The organism is Brevibacterium antiquum CNRZ 918 (assembly GCF_900169145.1).
In the GTDB taxonomy this organism is placed as follows: Bacteria; Actinomycetota; Actinomycetes; order Actinomycetales; family Brevibacteriaceae; genus Brevibacterium; species Brevibacterium koreense.
Map to the genome: position 1 here is coordinate 269,824 of NZ_FXZD01000003.1, position 24,594 is coordinate 294,417.

At 62.3% G+C, this 24,594-nt stretch carries 24 protein-coding genes; 18 read left to right on the forward strand and 6 right to left on the reverse strand.

The genetic code is table 11. The annotated features are described in order from the left end of the window. Positions 1–37: 37 nt before the first annotated feature. The 13 genes from ftsH to BANT918_RS06395 all read left to right on the forward strand — a co-directional run bounded on the left by ftsH (position 38) and on the right by BANT918_RS06395 (position 14,326). The gene (gene ftsH, locus BANT918_RS06335) at positions 38–2,179 is read left to right on the forward strand and encodes an ATP-dependent zinc metalloprotease FtsH (protein WP_101619440.1); all 2,142 of its coding nucleotides are present in this window, start codon (positions 38–40) and stop codon (positions 2,177–2,179) included. Beyond that, positions 2,179–2,802 carry a GTP cyclohydrolase I FolE gene (gene folE / locus BANT918_RS06340; RefSeq protein WP_101619441.1) on the forward strand — a complete coding sequence of 208 codons (624 nt, stop codon included), beginning with the start codon at positions 2,179–2,181 and terminating at the stop codon, positions 2,800–2,802. Before ftsH ends, folE begins: the two co-directional genes overlap by 1 nt. A gap of 9 nt (positions 2,803–2,811) precedes the next feature. Continuing rightward, positions 2,812–3,678 carry a dihydropteroate synthase gene (folP, locus tag BANT918_RS06345; protein ID WP_101619442.1) on the forward strand — a complete coding sequence of 289 codons (867 nt, stop codon included), beginning with the start codon at positions 2,812–2,814 and terminating at the stop codon, positions 3,676–3,678. Further along, a complete protein-coding gene (gene folK, locus BANT918_RS06350) occupies positions 3,675–4,565 on the forward strand; it encodes a 2-amino-4-hydroxy-6-hydroxymethyldihydropteridine diphosphokinase (protein WP_101619443.1) in 891 nt (296 codons plus the stop codon). Before folP ends, folK begins: the two co-directional genes overlap by 4 nt. Positions 4,566–4,593: 28 nt before the next feature. After that, positions 4,594–5,055: a DUF3180 domain-containing protein gene (locus BANT918_RS06355; protein WP_101619444.1), complete on the forward strand. Its 462-nt coding sequence runs from the start codon at positions 4,594–4,596 to the stop codon at positions 5,053–5,055. Then, positions 5,052–5,552: a PH domain-containing protein gene (locus BANT918_RS06360; protein ID WP_101619445.1), complete on the forward strand. Its 501-nt coding sequence runs from the start codon at positions 5,052–5,054 to the stop codon at positions 5,550–5,552. The genes BANT918_RS06355 and BANT918_RS06360 overlap by 4 nt, the downstream gene beginning before the upstream one ends. Before the next feature lie 2 nt (positions 5,553–5,554). Further along, on the forward strand, positions 5,555–7,426 hold the full coding sequence (locus BANT918_RS06365; RefSeq protein ID WP_101619446.1) for a PH domain-containing protein: 1,872 nt from the start codon (positions 5,555–5,557) through the stop codon (positions 7,424–7,426). Beyond that, positions 7,423–8,328 (forward strand): Rossmann-like and DUF2520 domain-containing protein, encoded by a 906-nt coding sequence (locus BANT918_RS06370; protein ID WP_101619447.1) that lies wholly within the window; start codon positions 7,423–7,425, stop codon positions 8,326–8,328. The genes BANT918_RS06365 and BANT918_RS06370 overlap by 4 nt, the downstream gene beginning before the upstream one ends. Positions 8,329–8,393: 65 nt before the next feature. After that, positions 8,394–9,953, forward strand: coding sequence for a lysine--tRNA ligase (gene lysS, locus BANT918_RS06375; protein ID WP_101619448.1), 1,560 nt, complete (start codon positions 8,394–8,396; stop codon positions 9,951–9,953). Between the two features lie 4 nt (positions 9,954–9,957). Continuing rightward, positions 9,958–10,203, forward strand: a complete 246-nt coding sequence (locus BANT918_RS06380) for a hypothetical protein (protein WP_101619449.1) — start codon at positions 9,958–9,960, stop codon at positions 10,201–10,203. Beyond that, positions 10,169–10,507 (forward strand): histone-like nucleoid-structuring protein Lsr2, encoded by a 339-nt coding sequence (locus BANT918_RS06385; protein WP_167389401.1) that lies wholly within the window; start codon positions 10,169–10,171, stop codon positions 10,505–10,507. The genes BANT918_RS06380 and BANT918_RS06385 overlap by 35 nt, the downstream gene beginning before the upstream one ends. 587 nt (positions 10,508–11,094) lie before the next feature. Further along, the gene (locus BANT918_RS06390) at positions 11,095–13,647 is read left to right on the forward strand and encodes an ATP-dependent Clp protease ATP-binding subunit (RefSeq protein WP_101619451.1); all 2,553 of its coding nucleotides are present in this window, start codon (positions 11,095–11,097) and stop codon (positions 13,645–13,647) included. A gap of 94 nt (positions 13,648–13,741) precedes the next feature. Next, entirely contained in the window at positions 13,742–14,326 is a 585-nt protein-coding gene (locus BANT918_RS06395) for an amino-acid N-acetyltransferase (protein ID WP_208618042.1), read from the forward strand. Between the two features lie 3 nt (positions 14,327–14,329). On the opposite strand, the gene BANT918_RS06400 is transcribed toward BANT918_RS06395, so the two are convergent. Continuing rightward, positions 14,330–15,181: an A/G-specific adenine glycosylase gene (locus BANT918_RS06400; protein ID WP_418904413.1), complete on the reverse strand. Its 852-nt coding sequence runs from the start codon at positions 15,179–15,181 to the stop codon at positions 14,330–14,332. 219 nt (positions 15,182–15,400) lie between these two features. Here BANT918_RS06400 and BANT918_RS06405 point away from each other — a divergent pair, with 219 nt between their 5' ends. Then, positions 15,401–16,207, forward strand: a complete 807-nt coding sequence (locus BANT918_RS06405) for a hypothetical protein (protein WP_233430377.1) — start codon at positions 15,401–15,403, stop codon at positions 16,205–16,207. A 30-nt stretch (positions 16,208–16,237) separates the two neighbouring features. Here the strand turns inward: BANT918_RS06405 and BANT918_RS06410 are convergent, their stop codons facing one another. From BANT918_RS06410 to map, 3 genes are all read right to left on the reverse strand, one after another. Beyond that, on the reverse strand, positions 16,238–16,630 hold the full coding sequence (locus BANT918_RS06410; RefSeq protein ID WP_233430378.1) for a VOC family protein: 393 nt from the start codon (positions 16,628–16,630) through the stop codon (positions 16,238–16,240). 62 nt (positions 16,631–16,692) lie between these two features. Beyond that, on the reverse strand, positions 16,693–18,042 hold the full coding sequence (gene radA / locus BANT918_RS06415; RefSeq protein ID WP_101619455.1) for a DNA repair protein RadA: 1,350 nt from the start codon (positions 18,040–18,042) through the stop codon (positions 16,693–16,695). Between the two features lie 62 nt (positions 18,043–18,104). Then, entirely contained in the window at positions 18,105–18,872 is a 768-nt protein-coding gene (gene map / locus BANT918_RS06420) for a type I methionyl aminopeptidase (RefSeq protein WP_101619456.1), read from the reverse strand. Between the two features lie 165 nt (positions 18,873–19,037). Here map and BANT918_RS06425 point away from each other — a divergent pair, with 165 nt between their 5' ends. Further along, positions 19,038–19,259 carry a hypothetical protein gene (locus BANT918_RS06425; protein ID WP_101619457.1) on the forward strand — a complete coding sequence of 74 codons (222 nt, stop codon included), beginning with the start codon at positions 19,038–19,040 and terminating at the stop codon, positions 19,257–19,259. Between the two features lie 10 nt (positions 19,260–19,269). Here BANT918_RS06425 and BANT918_RS06430 read toward each other — a convergent pair whose 3' ends face one another. After that, positions 19,270–20,808: an aldehyde dehydrogenase family protein gene (locus BANT918_RS06430; RefSeq protein WP_101619458.1), complete on the reverse strand. Its 1,539-nt coding sequence runs from the start codon at positions 20,806–20,808 to the stop codon at positions 19,270–19,272. Positions 20,809–20,856: 48 nt separating this feature from the next. After that, positions 20,857–22,161 (reverse strand): NAD(P)/FAD-dependent oxidoreductase, encoded by a 1,305-nt coding sequence (locus BANT918_RS06435; RefSeq protein WP_233430379.1) that lies wholly within the window; start codon positions 22,159–22,161, stop codon positions 20,857–20,859. An 89-nt stretch (positions 22,162–22,250) separates the two neighbouring features. Between BANT918_RS06435 and BANT918_RS06440 the strand changes: the two genes are divergently transcribed. The 3 genes from BANT918_RS06440 to BANT918_RS06450 are packed head-to-tail and all read left to right on the forward strand — an operon-like array spanning position 22,251 to position 24,519. Further along, positions 22,251–23,153 carry a LysR family transcriptional regulator gene (locus tag BANT918_RS06440; RefSeq protein ID WP_101619459.1) on the forward strand — a complete coding sequence of 301 codons (903 nt, stop codon included), beginning with the start codon at positions 22,251–22,253 and terminating at the stop codon, positions 23,151–23,153. Continuing rightward, on the forward strand, positions 23,150–23,752 hold the full coding sequence (locus BANT918_RS06445) for a class I SAM-dependent methyltransferase (RefSeq protein WP_101619460.1): 603 nt from the start codon (positions 23,150–23,152) through the stop codon (positions 23,750–23,752). Before BANT918_RS06440 ends, BANT918_RS06445 begins: the two co-directional genes overlap by 4 nt. Positions 23,753–23,766: 14 nt before the next feature. After that, positions 23,767–24,519, forward strand: coding sequence for a methyltransferase domain-containing protein (locus BANT918_RS06450; RefSeq protein ID WP_233430380.1), 753 nt, complete (start codon positions 23,767–23,769; stop codon positions 24,517–24,519). Positions 24,520–24,594 lie beyond the last annotated feature (75 nt).

Consider the following 24,594-nt stretch of genomic DNA (forward strand, 5'->3'; position numbering starts at 1 on the left):
TGAACAGGTTGCCCACATCTTTTTCCTGAGAGGACTTATGGCCGAGTCGAATAAGCGTCGCCCACTGCTCAACAAGGCGACGAAAGGCCCTTTGGTCTGGATCGTTCTGGCACTTCTCATAGTGTCTATCGGTGCTCTGCTCTTCAGCCGAGTCGGGTTCAGCCAGATCGACACCGAACAAGGTCTCAAGCTGCTCGACGACAAGCAGGTCGAACAGGCCAAGATCGTCGACAACGACCAGCGCGTCGATCTGACCCTGAAGAAGGATCTCAAGATCGAGGGCAAGGACTTCGGCAAGAAGGTCCAGTTCTTCTACGTGGAGCAGCGCGGAGACCAGATCGTCAAGGCTGTGGACTCCGCCGAGCCCAGCAAGGGATACACCGATGAGGTGCCCAAGCAGAGCTGGCTGATGTCACTGCTGGGCACCCTGATTCCGTTCGTCATCATCTTCGTCGTCTTCTGGTTCCTCATCTCGCAGATGTCGGGCGGCAAGATGATGAACTTCGGCAAATCCAAGGCGAAACTGGTCAACAAGGAGAATCCGGACGTCACGTTCAAGGACGTCGCCGGTGTTGATGAGGCTCTTGAAGAGCTCGAAGAGATCAAGGAGTTCCTGGCCGAACCGGAGAAGTTCACGGCAGTCGGCGCCAAGATCCCCAAGGGAGTCCTCCTCTACGGACAGCCAGGTACCGGCAAGACACTGCTGGCGAAGGCCGTGGCCGGTGAAGCCGGCGTCCCCTTCTATTCGATCTCGGGTTCTGACTTCGTCGAGATGTACGTCGGCGTGGGTGCCTCCCGCGTGCGCGACCTGTTCGAGCAGGCCAAGACGAACGCTCCCTGCATCATCTTCATTGATGAGATCGACGCCGTCGGTCGCCAACGCGGAGCCGGCATGGGCGGCGGCCATGACGAGCGCGAGCAGACGCTCAATCAGCTGCTCGTTGAGATGGACGGCTTCGACGTGAAGACCAACGTCATCCTCATCGCCGCAACCAACCGTCCCGATGTCCTCGACCCAGCGCTTCTGCGCCCCGGTCGCTTCGACCGTCAGATCCCTGTCGATTCCCCGGACATGAAGGGCCGCCAGCACATCCTCGAGGTCCATGCCGAGGGCAAGCCCCTGGCAGATGACGTCGATCTGGCCCAGATCGCCAAGCGCACCCCGGGGTTCTCCGGCGCCGATCTGGCCAACGTCCTCAACGAGGCGGCCCTGCTGACCGCCCGCGAGGGGTCGAAGGTCCTCGACAACCGGATCCTCGACGAGGCGATCGATCGCGTCATCGCCGGACCGCAGAAGCGGACTCGGCTGATGAACGACAAGGAACGTCTCATCACCGCATACCATGAGGGCGGACATGCCCTGGTGGCTGCCGCGATGAACCAGACCGACCCGGTCACGAAGGTCACCATCCTGCCCCGCGGACGGGCTCTGGGTTACACCATGGTCCTGCCCAACGAGGACAAGTACTCCACCACCCGCAACGAACTGCTGGACCAGCTCGCCTACGCGATGGGCGGCCGTGTGGCTGAGGAGGTCGTGTTCCACGATCCGACTACGGGTGCCAGCAACGATATCGAAAAGGCGACGAACATCGCTCGGAAGATGGTCACCCAGTACGGCATGAGCGACAAGCTGGGCATGGTCAAGATCGGCGAGGATCAGGGCGAGCCCTTCGCTGGTCGCGGTTATGGCGGGGGAGACGAGTACGGCGATGCGACCCTGTCCTCGATCGACCGCGAGGTCCGCGACATCATCGACGCCGCGCACGCCGACGCCTACTGGGCGCTGACGCACAACCGCGACGTCCTCGACGATCTCGCCTACCAGCTGCTCGAACGGGAAACCCTCGATCAGGCGGCACTGGCAGAGATCTTCACCCCCATCGTCAAGCGCCCCACACGTGATGTGTGGCTGGCCAACGACGAACGCCCGGTCTCCGAACGCGGCCCGATCGATCCGCCCGCTCCGTTGAGTGGGGACCGCAACGGCAAGGGCAACGGCGATTCGGAGGTCGACACCACCGACGTTCCGGGCGCGGGACCCACGGGCGTGAATGGACCTCATGTTCCCCATAACCCCACGGGACCGATCAATCCCAACGACCCGATGGGCCCAACCGGCCCGACTGGCCCAACTGGCCCACACAATTCCGACGGCAGTGGGGAGAGCAGCTACTGATGTCTGAGCTCGAAGAGGTGACGGAGGTGCTCGGGGAGGCCCCAGCCGGGACCGGCAACAAGGTCGATCAGCCTCGGATCGCCGCCGCCGTGCGTGAGATCCTCATCGCTGTCGGCGAGGACCCTGATCGGGAAGGGCTGCTGGAGACCCCTGCCAGGGTCGCTCGTGCCTACGAAGAGGTCTTTGCCGGCCTCCACCGCGATGCGGCAGATGTTCTGGGCGTCACCTTCGACATCAGCCACGAGGAGATGGTCCTCGTTCGCGACATCGACTTGTATTCGATGTGCGAGCATCATCTCGCGCCATTCCACGGGGTCGCCCATATCGGCTACATTCCGAGCAAGAACGGCAAAGTCACAGGACTGTCCAAGCTGGCCCGCCTCGTCGAGATCTATGCTCGTCGCCCCCAGGTCCAGGAACGGCTGACGACTCAGATCGCCGACGCCCTCGTCGAACACCTCGAGCCGCAGGGTGCAATCGTCGTCGTCGAGGCCGAACATCTGTGCATGACCATGCGCGGAGTCCGGAAACCGGGCGCCTCGACCATCACCTCGGCGGTGCGCGGGCAGCTGCGTGAAACGGCATCCCGAGCAGAAGCCATGAGCCTGATCATCCGGAGATAGAGGTCTGACATGCCCACACCGGAACGCACGAAGATCATGGGCGTACTCAACGTCACGCCCGACTCCTTCTCCGACGGCGGTCGTTACTTCGACCACGAGGCGGCCATCGCCCACGGTTTCGAACTGCTGCGCTCGGGCGCCGACATCATCGATGTCGGAGGGGAGTCCACACGGCCCGGGTCGGTCCGGGTCGATGAGGCGGAGGAGCTGCGGCGCGTCGTCCCTGTGATCCGTGAGCTGGCCGCTGCGGGGGCTGTGATCAGCGTTGACACCATGCGATCCAAGGTCGCCGAGGCATCACTGAATGTCGGCGCCCATATCATCAACGACGTCTCTGCCGGACTCTCCGATCCGACGATGCTGGCTGTCGCCTCCGAGACCGCTGCCCCCGTCGTGCTCATGCACTGGCGGGGCTATCTCGACCGTGCGTCGGCGTCCTTCTACTACGACGATGTCGTCGCCGAGGTGATCGCGGAGCTGAAGATGAGAATCGACGAAGCAATCACCGTCGGTGTTGAACCGGACAACATCATCCTCGACCCGGGGCTGGGATTTTCGAAGAACGCCGAACACAACTGGCAGATCCTCGGAGCCCTCGACGAATTTGCGAACCTGGATCACCGGCTCCTCGTTGCTGCCAGCCGCAAACGCTTCATCTCCACCCTGCTCTCACCTAAGGATCCGAAATTCGCCGAGGAATCGGCGAAAGATCAGGCCACGGCCGCGATCTCGGCACTGTCGGCCAGAGCAGGAGCGTGGGCGGTGCGCGTCCACGAACCCACCACCTCGGCGATCGCAGCCACGGTCATCAACGCCGTGAACTCGCATTCCCCGGCAGCCACACCAGATGTCCGTGCAGCGAAGGGGAACGCATGAGTGCCCATCGGGATCGGATCGAACTGCGCGGGCTGAGAGTGCGCGGCAACCACGGGGTCTTCGACTTCGAGAAGCGTGAGGGCCAGGACTTCGTCATCGACGTCACCCTGCACACCTCCGTGACCCGGGCCGCGGCCACCGATGACATCGCCGACACCGTCCACTACGGTGAACTGGCCGAAGATGTCGCACACATCGTCGAAGACAACACCTTCGACCTCATCGAGACCCTGGCCTCCCGGATTGCCGAGCACTGCCTGGACCTGGCTGAGCATGTCGAGGTCGTTGTCCATAAGCCCGGTGCCCCGATCCAACGGTCCTTCAACGACGTCAGCGTCACCGTCGTCCGTTCCCGAGACAGCACCGTCATCGCCGAGACGGAGACCGAGGCATACCTCAATCTTGGGGCCAACCTCGGCGACGCGGCGGATACACTCGACCAGGCCGTTGCCGCTCTCGACAGACATCCCAGAATCACTGTGCTCAGGCGATCCTCGCTGTATCGCACCGCGCCCTGGGGCGGAGTCGAACAGGGCGACTTCCTCAATCTGGGCCTCATCGTGAGCACCAGTCTGCCTGCCCCGGAACTCCTCGCCGTGGCGCAGGGAATCGAAGTTTCCTGCGGACGGACCCGGGAACTGCGCTGGGGGCCACGCACCCTCGACATCGATCTGATCCGCTTCGGGACCAACCACGAGGAACTCGTCTTCGACACCGAGGCACTGACCCTGCCCCATCCGCGGGCGCACGAACGAGCCTTCGTGCTCGCACCGTGGGTCGAGCTCGATGGGGGCGCAGAAATACTCACCCCTACCGGCCCGCGCCCGATCACTGCAGTCCTCACCGAACTGGGAGACCAGGAAATCACGCGAATCCAGGCCCCATAAGTGCCCGGGGTTTGAGAGACTTGGAGCTATGCAGCGAACAGCGTCGGGCACTCTCGTCATCTGGGCCGTCATCGGTGTCGTGGTGGCGCCAACTCTCGACGTCCTGCTGGAGAGTCAGGGCTTCTCACTGCCTGGCCTGCCCTGGTTCGCCATCATCGGAATGCTCATACTCGCCGCCGTCCTGCTGGTCCTGGGCTGGCCGATCAAGAAATGGAACGACGGCGACCGGACCAAGGAGATCGACCCGCTTCAAGCAGCTCGCGTAGCCGTCATGGCCAAGGCCAGCGCACTGACAGGTGCCGGACTGGCCGGGTGGTACATGGGCAACGCCGCCTACTATTTCCTGTCCGCACCGGGAATCCGCAATGATTTGGCGGCAGGTATGCTTTTCGCTATGATCGCAGCCGCAGCGTTGATGATCGTCGGCCTGATCGTCGAAGGCTTCTGCGCGCTGCCCCCTCAAGACCCACCAGGAGCCGAAGCCGCATGAGTCGCGATTTCAACTATCTGTCCGGAATAGATGCCGACTTCAACCGGGTGAGTCCCAAATACGGGCTCAAGGAGACGATCGCGTCTCTGACGATCCTCGTTCCGATGATCATCGTGGCCCTCGTCTTCGCCATCATCTTCACCTCCGAAGTCCCGTGGCTGCACGCGATCTGGGCCGCCCTCGTGGCGCTCACCGTCGTCCTCGTCGTCATCATCATCCGCCAGGCCAAAGCCATCGGCTATGCGGAGAGGGCAGATGACCTTCTCATCCGGCGTGGAATCATGTTCCACAAGGCCACGGTCGTCCCGTACGGACGACTGCAGTTCGTCGACGTGGACGCCGGCCCCATCGATCGCATGTTCGGCCTGGCCTCGGTCAAACTTCATACTGCCTCGGCAGCCACAGACGCCACCATCCCGGGCCTTCCCCGCGCCGAGGCCGATCGTCTGCGCGATAGCCTCGCCGGCCTGGGCCAGGCCAACTTGGCGGGACTGTGAGCATGGTCGAGGAAGGACCGAACGACCAACCTCCGGATTCCACGGGCGAACCCACAGACCAATCCCCAGGCGAACCCACAGACCAATCCACAGGTGAGCTCACAGAACACGATGCCGCGGTTCCCGAAGTGTGGCACCGGGTCCACCCGCTGACGCCGATTCTCGAAAGCCTCGGTGTGCTCGTGGGTATCTTCATCGCAGGCGCCTACGGCCTGCAGAATTTCGCCCAGACTGCCATCGAAGACCTGGCCAGGGGAGATGGCGTCGACCTGGGGTTCGCCGGTTGGCTGCGCACCCACCCCTTCGTCATCCTTGGCGGCGTCGGAGGGATCGTTCTCCTTCTCCTCCTCACCGCCCTCTTCAGCTGGTTGGCGTGGAGGGTCAGGGGCTATCGAATCGATTCCGAGGCCATCTACTATCGGCGCGGTCTGCTGTCGAAGAAGCTGCGCAAGGCCAGGCTTGACCGTGTGCAGTCGATCGACCTGCAGCAGAAGCTGCTGCCCCGGATCCTGGGAATGGCAGAACTCGTCTTCGACGTCGCCGGTGGTTCCGATTCCAACATCTCTCTGAAGTACTTGTCGAAGAAGCGTGCCGAAGGATTGCGTGACGAGCTTCTCGCCGCTGTCCGCGCCAAGAAGCAAGGTGGCCAGCAGGGTGAGCGAACTCCGACCGCCGGACTCTCCGCCGAGGCGGCCGCTGGGACAGCACCGAGCACCATAAGTTCGCCCCCCGCGAGTGTGACCGGGGCTCCAGGCGATGCCACGGATGTCCCGGGTGTCCCCGGTGGTGAGCCCGTCATCGATCGCACCGTACCCGAGCGCCGCGATGACAGCATCGGCGTACGCCTGAGCAAACGCCTCGGCTCGCTGGCCGAAGGCGCCTCACACGAGGCGGAGTCCAGCCTCAATGAACTCCTGGCTCCCTACAATGTCTCCGCCAACGTCAGTGAGGAAGGCGAGATCATCCGCGTACCTGTGCACCGGGTCGTGGTCTCCTCACTGCTGAAATCGGAGACGATCATCTCGGTCCTGGCCGTCCTCTTCGTCATCGCCGCAGCAATCGTCCTCCTAGTGATGGGGCTGACCGAGGCTTTCATTCCGATGCTCGTCGCAGTCATCCCCGGCCTTTTCGCGGCGTTCTCCGCTTTCAGGAAGAACCTCGACAACGCGAACTTCGTGGTCAACCTGGGGGAGAACGGACTGGCCGTCAACCACGGACTCGTCTCCACCTCCCGCAAGGTGATCCCGCTTGACCGTCTGCAGGCCGTGTGCCTCCATCAGCCGCTGCTGTGGCGGTGGGCCGGCTGGTGGAAGGTCGAATACAATATAGCCAGCGCCGGAGGCTCGGACGAGTCGAACATCCTCCTGCCCGTCGGCGACATAGACCAGGCGCTGCTCATGGTCGGCCTCGCGCTCCCGGACCCGCAGATGCCAGAAGGCATCAGCGCAGCAACCCTGATGCGATCAGCCATGTACGACCGCAAGTCCGAGGACCCGCAGGCCGAAACGGCAGAAGAGCTCTTCCCTGGCCAGCCCCGGACCTCTCGGCTCATCGACCCATTGGTGTGGAAGCGGCGAGCCTATGCCGTCACCGGATCTCTACTCGTGCTGCGATTGGGTGTCCTGGACCGTCGTGTCGACTTCGTGCCCCATGTGCGAGTGCAGTCGATGAGCTACCATCAGGGCCCACTCATGCGTTGGCTTGGTTTGGGTACGGTCGCCGTGCACTCCACGGCCGGCCCCATCGATCCGCGGGTCACCCATCAGAGTGTCGACGACGCGAAGCAGTTCTTCAGCGAACACTCCGAACGCACGCGGATCGCGCGGCAGCGTTACGACGAGGAAGCCCGCAGGGCCAAGGAAGGCAGGCCATGAGCCACCCAGGATTGAACCAGGACGAGGCCCCTCGCCTGGGAATCGGAATCATCGGCTGTGGGAAGGTCGGGGCGAGCATCGGTGCCGCCTGGCGCGAAGCCGGTCACGCCATCATCGGTGTCAGTGCCACCTCAGCGAAGAGCCTGCAACGGGCCGAAAACATGCTGCCAGGAGTACCCGTCCTGCCCCCGGACGATGTCGCAGATCGTGCCGAACTCCTGCTTCTGGCCGTCCCCGACGATGAGATCGAATCCCTTGTCAGCGGCCTCGCGAAGGTGTCGCGAATCCACTCGGGACAGATCCTCGTCCACTGCTCGGGCCGGTACGGAACCGACGTCCTCGAAGCCGGGATCAGCCTCGGCGCGCTGCCGATCGCACTGCATCCATCCTTGTCTTTCACCGGCACCGCGGTCGATCTTCCACGTCTGCGGCAATCGACGATCGCCGTCACCGCACCGGCACCGATTCGTCCGGTGGGCCAGGCCCTCGTCGTCGAAATGGGCGCCGAGCCGATTGACGTGGCCGAAGCGGACCGCCCGCTCTACCATGCAGCTATCACGCACGCCTCCAATCACTCGATCACGATCATCAGCGAAGCCATGGAGATGCTCGCCGAGGCGGGAGTCAGCGACCCCTCACGTGTGCTCACAGCCCTCGTCGACGCGAGCGTGACGAACACCCTGCAGAATGGGTCGAAGGCACTGACCGGACCCGTCAGCCGCGGAGACGTGGGCACGGTCTCCGCGCACCTGGCAGCGCTCAGTGAGTTCAGTCTCAACGTCTCCAGCCCTGCGGCACGCAACAGCTACATTGCTCTGGCCAGATCCACCACCGCCAGGGCTCTGAGCCTGGGGCGGATCACGGAGTCGCAGGCGCAGGAGATCCTGTCCCGCCTGGGCTGATCGCCGGAGCGGTCGATGGCCGGTCCGAATTCCCCCGGGGCCGCGCTCGCGGTAGCCTGGAGGGTATGGCAGATACCGAGTCGAACACGCCCGAAAACGCAGACCTTTCACCCGAGCATCTCGATCCCGAGCAGATCCGGATCCGAAAGGAAAAGCGCCAACGGCTCTTGGACTCCGACACCGATGCCTATCCGGTCGGAATTCCGCGCACGCACACCCTCGCCGAGGTTCATGCCGCGCATGACGGTTTGCAAGCTGGAGATGAGACCGAGGACATCGTCGGCGTCGTCGGCCGTGTCGTATTCGTCAGGACCACGGGCAAACTCTGCTTCGTGACTCTGCAATCTGGGGACGGGACGCGCCTCCAAGGCATGCTGTCTCTGCGTGAAGTGGGGGAAGAGCGCCTCGGCGACTTCAAGACCGACGTCGATCTGGGAGACTTCCTGTTCGTCCACGGCAAGGTCATCAAGTCCAAACGCGGCGAACTTTCGGTGCTCGCCGATTCTTGGACGATGGCCAGCAAAGCGCTGCGTCCGCTACCGGGCCTGCACACCGAGCTGGCCGAGGACACTCGCGTGCGTCAGCGCTACCTCGACCTGATCACACGCGAAGAAGCACGGAAGACCATGCTGACCCGAGCGGAGGTCATGTCATCCCTGCGCCGGACGTTCGCCGGTCAGGAGTTCGTCGAGATTGAGACTCCGATGCTCCAGACCATGCACGGTGGCGCTGCGGCACGTCCGTTCAAAACACATATGAACGCCTACGACATCGATATGTTCCTGCGCATCGCACCGGAACTCTTCCTCAAGCGGGCGATCGTCGGCGGCATCGAGAACGTCTTCGAGATCAACCGCAACTTCCGCAACGAAGGTGCCGACTCCACCCACTCCCCGGAGTTCGCGATGCTCGAGGCCTACCAGTCCTACGGCGACTACCACTCGATCGCTGATCTGACGAAGACCCTGGTCCAGAATGCGGCACAGGAAGCCACCGGATCCCTCGTGGTGAAGCTGGAGGACGGCGAGGACTACGACTTCGGTGGTGACTGGCGAGTCGTCAGCATGTACGAGACCTTGTCCGAGGAATCCGGAGTCGAAGTCACCCCGGACACCGGGCTCGACGTCCTCGAAGGCATCGCGGCTGAGAACAATGTCGACCTGGGTGGGGTCTTCCGCTCACATGGAAAGTATGTCGAGGAGCTGTGGGAACACTTCTACCAGGACAAGCTGTGGGCGCCGACATTCGTCACCGATTTCCCCGTCGACACCTCACCTCTGGTCCGTGAACATCGGACCAAGAAGGGCGTTGTGGAGAAGTGGGACCTTTATGTTCGCGGCTTCGAACTGGCCACAGGCTATTCCGAGCTCGTCGACCCGGTCATCCAGCGTGAGAGGTTCGAGGCTCAGGCGGCTGACGCGGCCAGGGGTGATGAAGAAGCAATGGGGCTTGACGAGGAATTCCTCACTGCCATGGAACACGGAATGCCGCCGACAGGCGGTATGGGGATGGGACTTGACCGTCTGCTCATGGCTTTGACCGGCCTGGGAATTCGAGAAACCATTCTCTTCCCATTTACGAAGCCAATTGCCTCCGATAATTCGGAAATTGCTGAGGAGGGTTGAGCACATGATGGATCTGATGAAGGCTCTATTACCGTCGATTTGTGTTGGTTTGCTGTTCTGGTACGTGATGAGAAACATCCTGCGTGCAGATCGGACAGAGCGCGAGCAGATCGACAAATTCTATTCAGAGCATGAAGTTAGCGAATTAGGCGATAATCATGAATCAGATGTTAAGATGACTTCGACAAATACTTCTGATGATGAAAAGAGTGAACATGGCAAGGGAGATGCGACTCGTTCTTACGGATGATTTCGATGGTTCGGCGGCGTCGGAAACAGTTCGCTTCAGCCTCGACCAAGGTACCTACGAACTTGAACTGTCGACAGAGAATGCCGAAAAGCTCCGTGAAACGTTCGCCCCGTTCATCGCCAAGGCTCGTCGGGTAGCGAACCCGGGCGGTCGTGGACGTCGCACAGGGTCCGGCTCCGTTGCGGGTCCGAAGCGCGACACTGCCAAGATTCGCGAATGGGCACAGGCAAACGGATACCAGCTGGGCGATCGTGGACGCATTCCGCTTGAAATCGTCCAGGCATACGAAGCTGCAGACAGCTGATTCGACTGCTTCCAGGTACAGTCCATTATTGAACCGGCATAGCGAATCGTTTGATTTCGACTGATTCCATAATTGTTTTCTGAAGGACTAACGGTGCGCCCGTTGGTCCTTCAGTGTTTCTGCTGATGAGTTTCGCAGGTGGGAGATCTGGAACCAGAACTGGAATATCTGCGCCGCGAATGACGTTTGATTCAACGAATGCTCGCTGCAGTTGTCGAACGTGGGAATCGCCTTCGATCACGGTGTGACCTGATCGCGGACAGCAAAGTATGACGAGGCGTCCGCTTTAATGTACGGGGCATCTTGATTTCCCGTTGAGCAGTACGGAATCGACTCACCTCATCGACGCGCAGAGCCAGAAGGGGCTCAGGGGTGCAGTGCGCTGTCTTTCGCGGCCTGAAGTGACGGTCACCGCAGAGCCGGTGGCGCAGAACGAGGACGGCTGTGTGCCGGCCATCAGAGTGTGGGAGGGGCGGGCATCGAATTTCGCCCACAGCCAAACGGGTTCGGCTGATGGCGAAACGTGCAATAGATAGTGGCCAATGGTCGTTAGGCTCTAAAGAATAACAAGACCGAGGAGGGTGAATATGTTCGAGCGGTTCACTGACCGAGCACGCCGAGTGGTAGTGCTTGCCCAGGAAGAAGCCAAACTACTCAAACATAACTACATCGGAACCGAGCACATCCTGCTCGGCCTGATCCACGAGGGTGAGGGCCTGGCAGCCAAAGCACTTGAGGGAATGGACATCTCCCTTGAGCAGGTGCGCGACCAAGTCCAAGAGATCATCGGACAGGGACAGCAGGCACCGAGTGGGCACATCCCGTTCACTCCGCGTGCGAAAAAGGTCCTCGAGCTCAGCCTCCGTGAGGCACTGCAGCTGGGACACAGCTACATCGGAACCGAGCACATCCTGCTCGGTCTGATCCGCGAGGGTGAAGGCGTTGCCGCACAGGTGCTCGTCAAGCTGGGCGCCGACCTGGGACGAGTCCGTCAGGAAGTCATCAAGCTTCTGTCGGGCTACCAGGGCAAAGAACCCGTCTCTGCAGGCGGACGAGAGGAGGGAACCCCCTCCGGCTCGCTGGTCCTCGACCAGTTCGGCACGAATCTGACCGCAGCCGCACGCGAAGGCAATCTCGATCCTGTCATCGGCCGGCACGAGCAGATGCAGCGCGTGATGCAGATCCTGTCCCGCCGGACCAAGAACAACCCTGTCCTCATCGGTGAACCCGGTGTCGGCAAGACCGCAGTCGTCGAAGGACTCGCCTTGGCGATCGTCAACGGCGAAGTTCCGGAGATCCTCGAGGGCAAGCAGCTCTACACCTTGGATCTCGGTTCACTGGTGGCCGGCTCCCGCTACCGTGGTGACTTCGAGGAACGCCTGAAGAAGGTCCTCAAGGAGATCCGCACACGCGGGGACATCATCCTCTTCATCGACGAAATCCACACCCTGGTGGGTGCGGGTGCTGCTGAAGGCGCCATCGATGCGGCTTCGATCCTCAAGCCCATGCTGGCTCGAGGCGAACTGCAGACGATCGGTGCGACAACTCTCGATGAGTACCGCAAGCACATCGAGAAGGATGCGGCTCTGGAACGTCGGTTCCAGCCGATTCAGGTTCCCGAACCATCGCTGGCGCATTCGATCGAGATCCTCAAGGGGCTGCGCGACAAGTACGAGGCGCACCACAAGGTCACGATCACAGAAGGCGCACTCTCGGCTGCCGTGAACATGTCCGACCGCTACGTCAATGACAGGTACCTGCCGGACAAGGCGATCGACCTCATCGACGAAGCAGGTGCCAAGTTGCGCATCTCGCGTCTGTCGGTGCCGCAGGAGGTCCGTGACCTGGAGGAGAAGATCCTCGAGGCTCGCCATCGCAAGGAAGCCGCCATCGATGCCCAGGACTTTGAGCTCGCGGCATCTGAACGTGACTCAGAGATGAAGCTGCAGCAGGACAAGGACGAACAGACCGAGGCCTGGCGCAAGAGCGGCAAAGACACCTCTGCCGTCGTTGACGCGGACCTGATCGCCGAGGTGCTGGCAGCCGCCACCGGTATTCCGATCTTCAAGCTCACCGAGGAAGAATCCTCGCGTCTGCTGCGGATGGAAGACGAACTGCACAAGCGCATCATCGGGCAGGACGACGCGGTCAAGTCGATCTCCCGTGCCATCCGCCGGACCCGTGCGGGTCTGAAGGATCCGAAGCGGCCCTCCGGCTCATTCATCTTCGCTGGCCCCACAGGCGTCGGCAAGACTGAGTTGGCGAAGGCTCTGGCGGAGTTCCTGTTCGGTGATGAGGATTCGCTCATCAGCCTGGACATGTCGGAGTACTCGGAGAAGCACACCGTGTCGCGACTGTTCGGTTCTCCCCCCGGCTATGTGGGCTACGAAGAGGGTGGTCAGCTGACGGAGAAGGTCCGTCGCAAACCGTTCTCGGTGGTCCTCTTCGACGAGGTGGAGAAGGCTCACTCGGATATCTTCAACTCACTGTTGCAGATCCTCGAGGATGGTCGTCTGACTGACTCGCAGGGTCGTGAGGTGGACTTCAAGAACACGATCATCATCATGACCACCAACCTGGGTACACGAGACATCTCGAGTGGTCTGCAGCTGGGCTTCCAAGTTGAGGGCAGTACCAACAACAACTACGAGCGTATGAAGCAGAAGGTCAACGAGGAGCTCAAGCAGCACTTCCGGCCCGAGTTCCTCAACCGTGTCGATGACACGATTGTCTTCCCTCAGCTGAACAAGGAAGAGATTCTGCAGATCGTCGATCAGTTCCTGGCACGTCTGGACGCACGTCTGGCCGATCAGGGCATGAAGGTCGAAGTCAGCGATGCGGCCAAGAGCCTCCTCGCCGACCGTGGCTACGATCCGGTCTTGGGTGCTCGTCCGCTGCGTCGCACGATTCAGCTCGAGATCGAAGACCACCTGTCCGAGAAGATCCTGTTCAAGGAGATCGGAAGCGGTCAGACCATCAGGGTCGACGTCAAGGGAGAAGGCAAGGAAATGGAATTCACGTTCGAGGGCGTGGAGACCGAGAGCATTGCCGCCAGCGGTCCGGATGATTCCGGTTCCGGTGGAGAACTCGCTGGAGCCGGTTCGTCCGGCGGCAGCGGTTCTGGAAGCTCTGCTTCCTGATCTCCTCCTAGAGCGCTGAAAGCGCCCGGGGACACAGCATCGGCTGAGTCCCCGGGCTTTTTCATGCTCGCTTCCGATGGTGTTGAATGAAGATATGAGCTCAGCCCCAATCGATTTCGACCATGATCAGGTCTCCGCAGACCACCACTTCAACCATTGCCTTCCCGGCGGCCTCTTCCTGCGCAGGGCTCGGACGAGCGATGTCAAGGGGATTGAGGCGTTGGTCGCGCCGCTGGCCGAAGAGCGCATCCTGCTGGCCAAGGACACCGTCACCTACTTTGAGACCCTGCAGGAATTCTGGCTGGTTGTGGACCCGCAGCCGGACGGAACCGAGATTCTTGCCGGATGCGCGGCGTTGCACATCATCTGGGCCGACCTTGCGGAAACGCGCACGGTTGCCACCTCGCCGGCCTATCGGGGGCGCGGAGTGGGTAAGGCCCTCATCCGGCAGCTCCTCTCAGACGCTGTGGCGATCGGTGTCGACAGGGTCTTCTGCCTGACCTTCGAGACCGGGTTCTTCGGTTCGCTCGGATTCGAGCCGATCAAGGGCATTCCAGTCTCCCCAGAGGTCTACGTCGAGCTTCTGCACTCCGCCGACGAAGGCGTGGCCGAGTTCCTGGACCTGGCCCGAGTCAAACCCAATACGTTGGGCAATGCTCGGATGATCAAGTTCCTGTGAGCTTCACTGAGGGAGGCTGAGGCGTTCCTCGTGCTGTGCTGCGAGTCCGTCGACGACGAGCCCGTCGATGATGCGCAGGATCCGATCTGAATCCGCGGTGAGGTCGCGCATCTTTGTCAGTGATTCGGAGGTCGCATGGCCGACGGTGTCTAAGAGATCCGAATCGATCGTCGTGGTCGACGCTGTGAAGAGGTCGAGGGTCACGGAATCCGGGAAGTCGCTTGCTGCCTCCGCATGGGCAGACTTGAGCACGTCCATGATGGCGCCGCGCAGCTGACGGTCCGTGCCTGCCCACTTCTGTGTCTTCGGTTTCTCCGCCGAGGCAGGTCTTCCCGCCTTCTGCCAGGCGCAGAGGTCATTGAGCGGGCAGGTCTGGCACCCGGGATTCCTGGCCGTGCACACGAGTGCGCCGAATTCCATGACCCCGGCGTTCCACTTCTCATGGTCCGTCTCGGGTACGAACTGGCTGGCCCACTCGGTCTCTGCACGGCCCGGTGAGGCTGAGGGGCGATCACGTCCCGCAAAGAGCCGGATGAGAACACGTCGCACATTTGTGTCGAGCACAGTGGTGCGTTCACCGTGGGCGAAGGAGGCCACAGCAGCTGCGGTATACGCACCGATGCCGGGGAGACGTTCGAGTTCCTGTGCGGTCTGGGGCACGCGTCCGTCGAGTTCCTCGGCGATCACCCGCGCGGCTTCCTGCAGCCGCAGAGCCCTTCGCGGGTAGCCGAGACGGTCCCAGCTATGGAGCACTTCGGCGGTGGGCGCCTGCGCCAGATCCGCGGGTGTGGGCCACTTCTGCAGCCATTCCCGCCAGCGGGGTTCGACCCGGGAGACGGGAGTCTGCTGTGACATGATCTCACTGACGAGGACCGCCCACGCGCTGGTGTCGGCATCTCTCCAGGGCAGGGGGCGAGCCGCGGTTTCGAACCAAGTGATGATCGTCTGGCGAACGCGGTGAATATCCGTGTCTGCAACTGTGGGGAATGGGGAATCGGGACGCGAAGATCTCGATTCGGCGGTGGCTCGGTGTGTCATTTGGATGCTCAAACGCTTCGGCTTAGGCTCAAAGCGATGACTCCTTCCAATCGTGGTTCGCAGCCGAAGAACGGCGCCAGGCAGCCCCGCCAGTCTAGCGGGAAGCTGCCAGCGCGCGTGTACCGTCGGCGGCGCTACATGTTGTTGTTTGCCAGCCTCGTGGTGGTCGCCCTGGTGGTGCTCGGAGCCGTCGGAATAGTCAGAGGACTGGGCGGAGGCGGCGGGGAAGAACCTGTTGCCGAAGACACGCCGTCGGCGAGCCCGACGACACAAGCGCCGGTGCCGGATGAGAAGGCCGCGAGCGGAAAATGCCCTGAGAGCAAGGTCGGCCTCAGAGCCGGTGTCGACGAGAAGAGCTTCGACGAGGACGCGAAGCCCAAGTTCAAAATGGTGATTGAGAACAATCACACGGCCACCTGCCTGATCGAGGTCGGCACCAAGGAACAGGAATACCTCGTTCAGAAGAACGGTGACGTGGTCTGGTCCTCGAAGTTCTGCGCTGCAGGTGAAGACGAGAACGCTGAGGTCTCGACCGAGTTCGCACCTGAGTCGGAGAAGACTGCTCAGCTTGAATGGAACCGGGTCCAGGTGGACAAGAACTGCAACCGAACGAACAAGGATTTCGGTCCGGGGGAGTACGAGCTGGTCGTCAAGCTTGGTGATAAGGAGAGCAAGCCGGCGAAGTTCGAACTGGAGAAGGACGCCGCCACCAAGGCCAAAGAGAAGAGAGAAGCCGAGGAGAAGAAGGCTGAGGAGAAGAAGTCCGAGGAACCTGACGAGAAGAAGCCTGACGAGAAGAAGTCGGACGAGAATCCCGACGGTTCAGGTTCCTCGGACGACTGAGCTGTTCGCGTCGGTGGGGCGGCTGCGGGCTCAGGCTCCGCGGTAGGAGCCCACGCCCCAGGAGTTGCCATCGTGGTCGCGGAAGTCGAACTCTCGGCCGCCATGTGGCTGTGTTGCCACCGGCTTGACGATCGCATGGCCCATGTCTGTGATCTCCTCGTAGAGCCGGTCGACTTCTCGTTCCGTGTCGACGACGATGTAGAGAGAGTTGCCGCCGACGCTGTCGAGTGCTGACCCGTCGTTGCGGACGGAGCCGAACATGATTCCACCCGTATCACCGAGTGCGTATTCGGCATGGACGATGAGCTCGGGATCGGCCTCGTCCCTGACTGTGAGCCGCTCAGTGAAACCGAGTGCTGCCAACAGAGCGGTCGTGGCGGCCGCGTCCGTGGTTCTCATTGCCGGAAAAACTGTCGTGGTCATACTTCCAGGATGCGCTATTTATGTGCAGATGTCCCGAACTTTCTCTCCGTGCGATGTCAAGCTCATTTGCCTCCCAACAGCAGCTCAACGGCTTCGGAGACGTGCTCACATTCCTTGACGCGCATTCCCTGGGGAGTCGAGACGTTTCGCAATGCGCCGTGAGCGACGATCGCATGGGTGATGCCGAGGCGGGAGGCCTCATTGAGCCGCTGGCCCAGGTTAGGGACATTGCGGATCTCTCCCGAGAGACTGATCTCACCGATCGCAACAAATTTTGCGGCCATGGACTTACCGATCGCGGCCGACGCCAGCGAGAGGCAGATCGCGAGGTCGCTGGCCGGTTCACTGAGCTTTGCGCCTCCGACCGTGGCGGTGAAGACATCGGACTTGGCCAAACTGATAGTCCCGATCTTCTGACTGAGCACGGCGAGCATCATGGCCACTCGTGAGGAGTCCACACCGGAGACGGACCTGCGAGACTGCCCGCCAGCGGATTCGGTGATGAGCGATTGAACTTCGACGAGGAGCGGACGTTTGCCCTCCTGCGTCACTGTCAGACAGGTGCCTGGGGGATTGCTGCCGCTGCGGGAGAGGAAGAGGCCCGAGGGATCCTCGAGGCTCTTGATGCCGTTTTCCTCCATGTCGAAGCAGCCGACATCGTCGGTCGGTCCGAACCGGTTCTTCACAGCGCGCAGCAGACGCAGTCGGGAGTGGCGTTCCCCTTCGAAGTTGCACACCACATCGACGAGGTGTTCGAGAAGTCGGGGTCCGGCGATCGTGCCGTCCTTCGTGATGTGGCCAACGAGCACTGTTGGCAGCGACCTGGACTTTGCCTCCCGAATGAGGGCAGCAGCCACCTCGCGGACCTGAGTGACTCCTCCCGGCACACCGTCGATCTCGGATGAGGCGAGGGTCTGGATGGAATCGACGATGAGCATGTCGGGCTCTTCTGCTTCGATCATTCCCAGGACAGCGCCGAGGTCGTTCTCCGCGGCCAACAGCAGAGAGTCCTCGAGCGCGTTGATGCGCTCGGCCCGCAGTCGGACTTGTCCGGCGGATTCCTCACCGGTGACGTAGAGGACCTTGGAGCCGAATTTGGCGAGGCGTGAAGCGACGTCGAGCAGAAGAGTCGATTTTCCTACGCCCGGTTCACCAGACAGGAGGACGACAGCACCGGGGACGATGCCACCGCCGAGGACGCGGTCGAATTCGCTGACATACGTCGTCCTCGCCTGAGCCAGGGTGGAGTCGATCTGGTTGATCGATTTCGCCCCGCTGGACTTCTTGACTTTCGTCTTGACCGAGGTCTTCCCCGCGCCCTTCTCCTCGAGTGTGCCCCAGGCTTGGCATTCAGGGCAGCGACCCAGCCATTTGACGGTCGAATAGCCACATTCGGTGCAGGTGAAAGACATACGACAATTCTGGCACGCCGCACTGACACAGCCGCACGTACAGTGGGCGAGCGCGGGCGATCTCAGTCCAGGGTGGTGAGAACTCGCGGGCCGTCCTCGGTGATGGCGATCGTGTTCTCCGAATGTGCGCCGTTCGATCCGTCTGCCAGGCGCAGGGTCCAGCCGTCCTTGTCGACGGCCAGCTTCTTCGAGGTGAACGACCACCACGGTTCGATCGCCAGTGTCAGGCCTGGTTTGAGTACCAGGCCGCGTCCACCCTTGCCCCGGTTGGCCACGTGGGGATCTTCGTGCATCGTGTGGCCGAGCCCGTGGCCGCCGAAGTCGAGGTTCACCGGAATCCGCTGTTCATCGGCAACATCACCGATGGCCTTCGAGATATCGCCGAGGCGGTTGCCCGGCTGTGCGGCCGAAATGCCGGCTTCCAAGCCTGCCCAGGTGGAGTCGATGAGGTGCTGGTCCTCATCGCTGCCGTTACCGACGACGACGGAGCGGGCGGCATCGGCGACCCAACCGTCGATGGACACGGCGAAGTCCAAGGTGAGCAGGTCACCGTCCTTCATCACGTAGTCGCGGGGCTTGCCGTGGAGGACTCCATCGTTGACTGAGAGGCAGATGACGTTCCGGAAGGGGCCTTCACCAAAGGAAGGGGCATAGTCCCAATAGCAGGACTCGGCGCCGGACTCTTCGATGAGCTTCCTGGCGCGCTTCTCCAGATGCATGATGTTCATGCCCGGTTCCGCGAGCTCAGACAGTTCGGCCAGTGTCTTCGCGACGAATCGGCCGGTGACCGCCATCTTGTCGATCTCGGCGGGTGTCTTCAGCTCAATCACAGGTGTTCTCCTTCAGTCTTCACGGGCTCAACCTCAACTTTAGTCGTTTGCGTCTCTTCCGTCGCGGTCGCCCTGCCTGTCCGTGATCAAGCAGACAGTTGCGAACAGATTTCATTGCAGGGGATCTTGCTGACATGTAGGTTCGCCGATATGAGGGGCATCGTTTTGACAGTCATCATGGGCAATGCCTTTGGGCTTTCGGTGACCTCGGGCATCGAGTCGGTCAATGAGGGTGGTGCGACGTGGATCTTGGAACTCATCGTATTCCCGCTCGCCGTGCTGGTAGGAATCGTTTCCCTGCTTCTCAAGCACAGAAAACGGGCGCCGGCACAAAACCGACGCCCGAATCCCTGCGAATCAGGTCAGGATCCAGAACAGCCTCGTTGACTCGTGGCTCTCAGAGGAACTCGACTCCCTGCGCCAGCGGCAGCTCACCGGAGTAGTTGATCGTGTTCGTGGCCTGGCGCATGTAGGCCTTCCACGAATCGGTGCCCGACTCACGCCCGCCGCCGGTCTCCTTCTCACCACCGAAGGCGCCGCCGATCTCCGCACCGGAGGTGCCGATGTTGACGTTGGCGATGCCGCAGTCCGAACGCGACAGGAACTTCTCCGACTCGGCCAACTCCGTGGTGAAGATCGCCGAGGACAGTCCCTGCGGCACTCCATTGTGGACGTCGAGCGCCTCATCGAGATCCGAATAGGTGACGACATAGAGGATCGGGGCGAAGGTCTCGGACTCCATCACCGAGGTCTGGCTGGGCATCCGCACGACCGCGGGCTCGACATAGTGGGCTTCGGGCCGCTCGTCGTCGAGAACCCGCCTGCCACCGCAGAGGACCGTGCCGCCTTCCGACTCGGCTTGCTTGAGTGCAGACTGCATCGCCGCGAACGAATCCTCGTTGATGAGTGGCCCGACGAGCACGCCGTCCTCGGTGGGGGAGCCGATGCTCAAGGTCTTATAAGCGGCGACGATCTTCTCCACGAGGTCATCGGCAATCGATTCGTGGACGATGAGGCGGCGCAGGGTGGTGCACCTCTGCCCGGCGGTGCCGGCCGCAGCGAAGACGACGCCGCGCAGCGCCAGATCGATGTCCGCACTGGGGGCCACGATCGCACCATTGTTGCCGCCGAGTTCGAGGAGGACCCGACCGAAGCGCTCGGCCACGACGGGTCCGACCTCTCGGCCCATGCGCACCGAGCCCGTGGCCGAGACGAGGGCCACACGCTCATCGCGAACCATGGCATCACCGATGTCCCGACCGCCGACAAGGATAGGCACGAGTCCTTCCGGAGCCCCCACCTCGGCGGCAGCACGGGCCAGCAGGGACTGGGCGCCAAGGGCGGCGAGCACAGCGTTCTCTGAGGGCTTCCACACCACAGCGTCCCCGGCGACCAGTGCCAGTGCGGTGTTCCAGGAGTAGACGGCCACAGGGAAGTTGAAGGCCGAGATGACGCCGACGACTCCGAGCGGATGCCAGGTCTCCATGAGCCTGTGTCCGGGGCGTTCGCTGGGCATCGTCTTGCCCCACAGCTGCCGGGACTGACCGAGCGCGAATTCGCAGATATCGATCATCTCCTGCACTTCGCCAGCGGCCTCGGACGGGGTCTTGCCCGCTTCAACGGTGATGATCTTCGCGAGATCCTCCTTGTGTTCGCCCAACAGCTGCCCCCAGCGCTGCACCAGCTGACCACGCACGGGTGCTGGGACGTCACGCCAAGTGGCGAAGGCCTCAGCGGCCGCGGCGATCTTGTCGGCAGCAGACTCCTTGGTGTCCGCGGCCAGGGAGCCCAGGCTCTGACCGGTGATGGGGGAGCGGGCAGGCAGGTTCGCCGGGGCACCGGACCCTGCGCTCAGCACGGAGGCCTCGACTCCGCAGGCATTGAGTCCGGAGGTGAGGAGATCGGTGATCGTCTGGTCGGTGGGCAATGCAGTCATTGCTGTCCTTTCGCTGGTGTTTGTGTGGGTTGGGGTGGTGGTGGCGGCTCACACGATGTTGAGCTCCTTGCGCAGTCCCGAGGTGGCGAAGCGTCGTTTGTCCAGGCCTGAGACGTCGACGAACGGTTCGCGACCGGTCATGAGGTCAGCGACGACCTCTCCGACTGCCGGGCCCATGAGGAATCCATGTCCGGAGAACCCGCAGGCGTAGAAGAATCCGGAGAGTTCTTCGGCCTCGCCGATGAGTGCATTGTGATCGGGCGTCATCTCGTAGAGTCCCGCCCAGCCGCGCTTGGCCTCAACCTCGCCCAAGCCCCGAGCCCGTGATTCGATGAGCTCGGCCAGAGTGGGCAACCAGTCGGGATTGCGCTTGTCGTCGAAATCCCAGACATCCGTCTCGTCGGGGCATCCGAAGAGCAGGCCCGGACCCTCCGGATGGACGTAGAAGCTCGTGGAGAAGTCGATGGTGAACGGCATCCGCGACAGGTCGATGCCCAGTTTCGCTTCATCCACGGGCTCGCTGACCATGATCTCCCGTCGCAGGGGCTTCACCGGCAGGTCAACACCGGCAGCCTCGCCGATGAGCCCGGACCAGGCGCCGGCAGCACAGACAACCTGCACACATTCGATTCTGCCCTTCGTCGTGAGCACAGACTGCACCGTGCGGGTGCTGCCGCTCGGGTCCTCACCCACGGTCGACTCGAACCCGGTCACTTCGCAGTTCTTGACCACCGTGACTCCGAGTTCTCGTGCGGCGCTGATGTATCCGGACACCACGGCCTCAGGGGTGCAGTGCCCATCAGTGGGATTGAACGCCCCCGCCACGAGACCCTCGGTGTTGATGTACGGGGCCAGCTCAGCCACCTCGGCGACGGTGAGCATCCGGGAATCCAGACCCATCCGCTGCTGAAGTTCGACATTGGCAGCGAAGGTGTCGGCCGTCTCGGCGGAATCGAGGAGGAACAGGTACCCATTGCTGACCAGATCGATGTCGACGCCGAAATTGGTCTCGAAGTTGCGCAGGACCTCGAGGCTGCGTGTGGACAGGGCGATGTTGACCTCATCGGAGAACTGGCAGCGCACCCCACCGGCGGCCTTCGACGTCGATCCCGAACCGGGGACGTCCCGTTCGACGAGAACTATGTCTTCCACGTCATGCTTGGCCAGGTGATAGGCAATGGATGCTCCCATGACTCCGGCGCCGATGATGACGACCTCGGCGCTCGTCGGGACCGTGCCGGTCGGTGATGTGCTCTCCAACTTCCACCTCACTGTCTTCTGCTGCGAACGTCCGTCCTTGGTCGTCGCAGCAACGGGGAGTGCCGACGTCGATGTCGGCGAATTGCGGCTCACTGCCCATTGTGGTTCCAGTCACGTTTAAGGGCAAGAGCGAGTTCATGAAAACTGTTTTTAGGAAACGTGAAAAGAGCTAGGCTGTAGCCATGGCATGGACTCTCGGACAGCTGCGCACCTTCGTCACCGTGGCCGAACTGGGGTCGATGACCAGAGCCGCGGAACAGCTGGGCTACAGTATCGGCGCTGTCTCCCAGCACATGAGCGCCCTGCGCCGCGCCGTCGGCTCCGAACTCTTTCTGCGCCGAGGCAGGGGAATGGTCCTCGCCGAGGCCGGCCGAACGCTGCTCCCGCGTGCCCGAAGCATCCTCGCTGCCCAGAAGCAGGCAGAGATGGCGATGCTGGGCAGAGACTTCCGCAGCGAAGCCATCGTCACCCTCGGCGTCTTCGGTTCGGCATCGACTAAGGCATTGCCCTCCATCGTGAGGCTCCTGGGTCAGCGGCATCCGCACATCGAAGTCCGAGCCCGTGAGATCAACGTCGAGACGATGTCGGCGGCCGTGATCGACGGAGCGATCGACTTGGGTATCGGCATCAACTATCCGGCCGTGCCCCTGCCGCCTATGCGGGGTCTGAGCTGGACGACCGTGGCCAGCGAGGCCTTCGGCATCGTGGTGCCCGCAGGCGCACCGCGACCTACACAGACGGACCTGTCCGAGGCCGATTGGATCCTGCCGCCGGCCGAGGAGCTCTTCGGCCGAGCGATGCGCCTAGCCACCTCGGCGATGGGGATCGCTGCGAAGGAGACCCACATCGTCACCGACACCGCCGTCGCGCTCGCCCTGGCAGGCACGGGGCTCGGACTGACCCTGGCCACGCCGATCATGATGTCCCTGGGCGGACCCGAAGTCGACCTGCATCCGATCGACGAGGCAGGCGGGAGGGAGATCATCGTCCTGACTTCCCCGGACCCGGCAGACCCGGTCGGGGCCGTCGCCGAGGTGGTCACCGACGTCTTCGCCGACAGCTTTCGCCCTAGGATGGGGCCATGAACTTCGATCATCAGTGGAACCGCATCCGTGAGACCAACCCCGATCACTCTGCGAATTACGCGGACAGGTGGCGGAAGCTCACCGCCGCAGGGCACGATATCGGGGGAGAGGCGCGATTCGTCAACGCGATGGCCCCGCGCGGAGCACGCATCCTCGACGCCGGCTGCGGCACAGGCCGTGCCGGTGGTCTGCTCATCAACGAAGGACACACGGTCTACGGAGTCGACCTCGACGAGTTCCTCATTGCCGTCGCCGAGGAGGACTTCCCGAGCGGTGAATGGCACACGGGCGATCTCGCCGAATTCGACTTCTCAGCAGTTGGCATCAACGACATCGATGTGGCCTTCTGCGCGGGCAACGTCCTCTCCTTCCTCGACCCCGCCTCACGGCGGCAGACCCTATCCAACATCAAATCGACGCTGAAGTCCGGAGGACGCTTCGTCGCCGGCTTCGGGGCCGGACGAGGCTATGACTTCGCTGACTTCATCGACGATGTGACGTCGACGGGAATGCTCGTCAACCTCAAACTCTCGACCTGGGAGATCCACCCCTACGAGCCCGACAGCAACTTCCTCGTCCTCATCGCCGAACGTGCGTGAACGAGGATTCCGAGGTGAGCAATCGCGCCTACGAGGAGGAGCTCCTCGCTGCCATCTACGACGATGACAATCCGGATGGGCCAGATCACGACTACTTTCGTGCACGTGCACGGGAACTGTCGGCGACTCAGATCACAGATCTGGGATGCGGCACGGGAATCCTCACCGCGACGATGGCCGGACCGGGGCGCATCGTCGTCGGCATCGACCCTGCCGCGGCCATGCTTGAGCGCGCTGCAGCACGGCACGAAGGCGACAAGGTCGAATGGCGTCGCGGTACATCTGAACTGATCGAAACCAACTCCAGCGACCTCATTGTGATGAGCGGCAATGTCGCGATGCACATCCTCGGCGATGCTTGGACTGCGACTCTGCGCGACATCAGCCGAGGGCTGTGCGAAGGCGGTGTCCTGACTTTCGAGGCTCGCAATCCGCTGGCTCAGGCCTGGCAGAAGTGGAACACACCTGCCCAGACACGGGACACCGCAGTGGGGCGCCTGCGCGAAGCAACGACTACCTCGGCGCCGGACGAGCTGGGCATCATCACCATGGACAGCGTCTACGAATTTCTCGATGCCGACGAGGTGGTCGACGTCAGCCAGCGACTGCAGTTCCGGACCTTCGCCACTCTGCGTGACGATCTGGGTGCCGCTGGTCTGAGAGTGAGCGACGTCTGGCGGAACTGGGACCGTACTCCGTTCACAGGATCCGCGGACGAACCGCTGATGATCATTGAGGCAGTCAGCGCGGACGAACCGCGAACGTGATGCCGACGTGCACCGGCTCGGGGCGCACTGACGTGGCTCTTGGAGCGTCAGCCGAAACATGATTGGCTGGTTGCG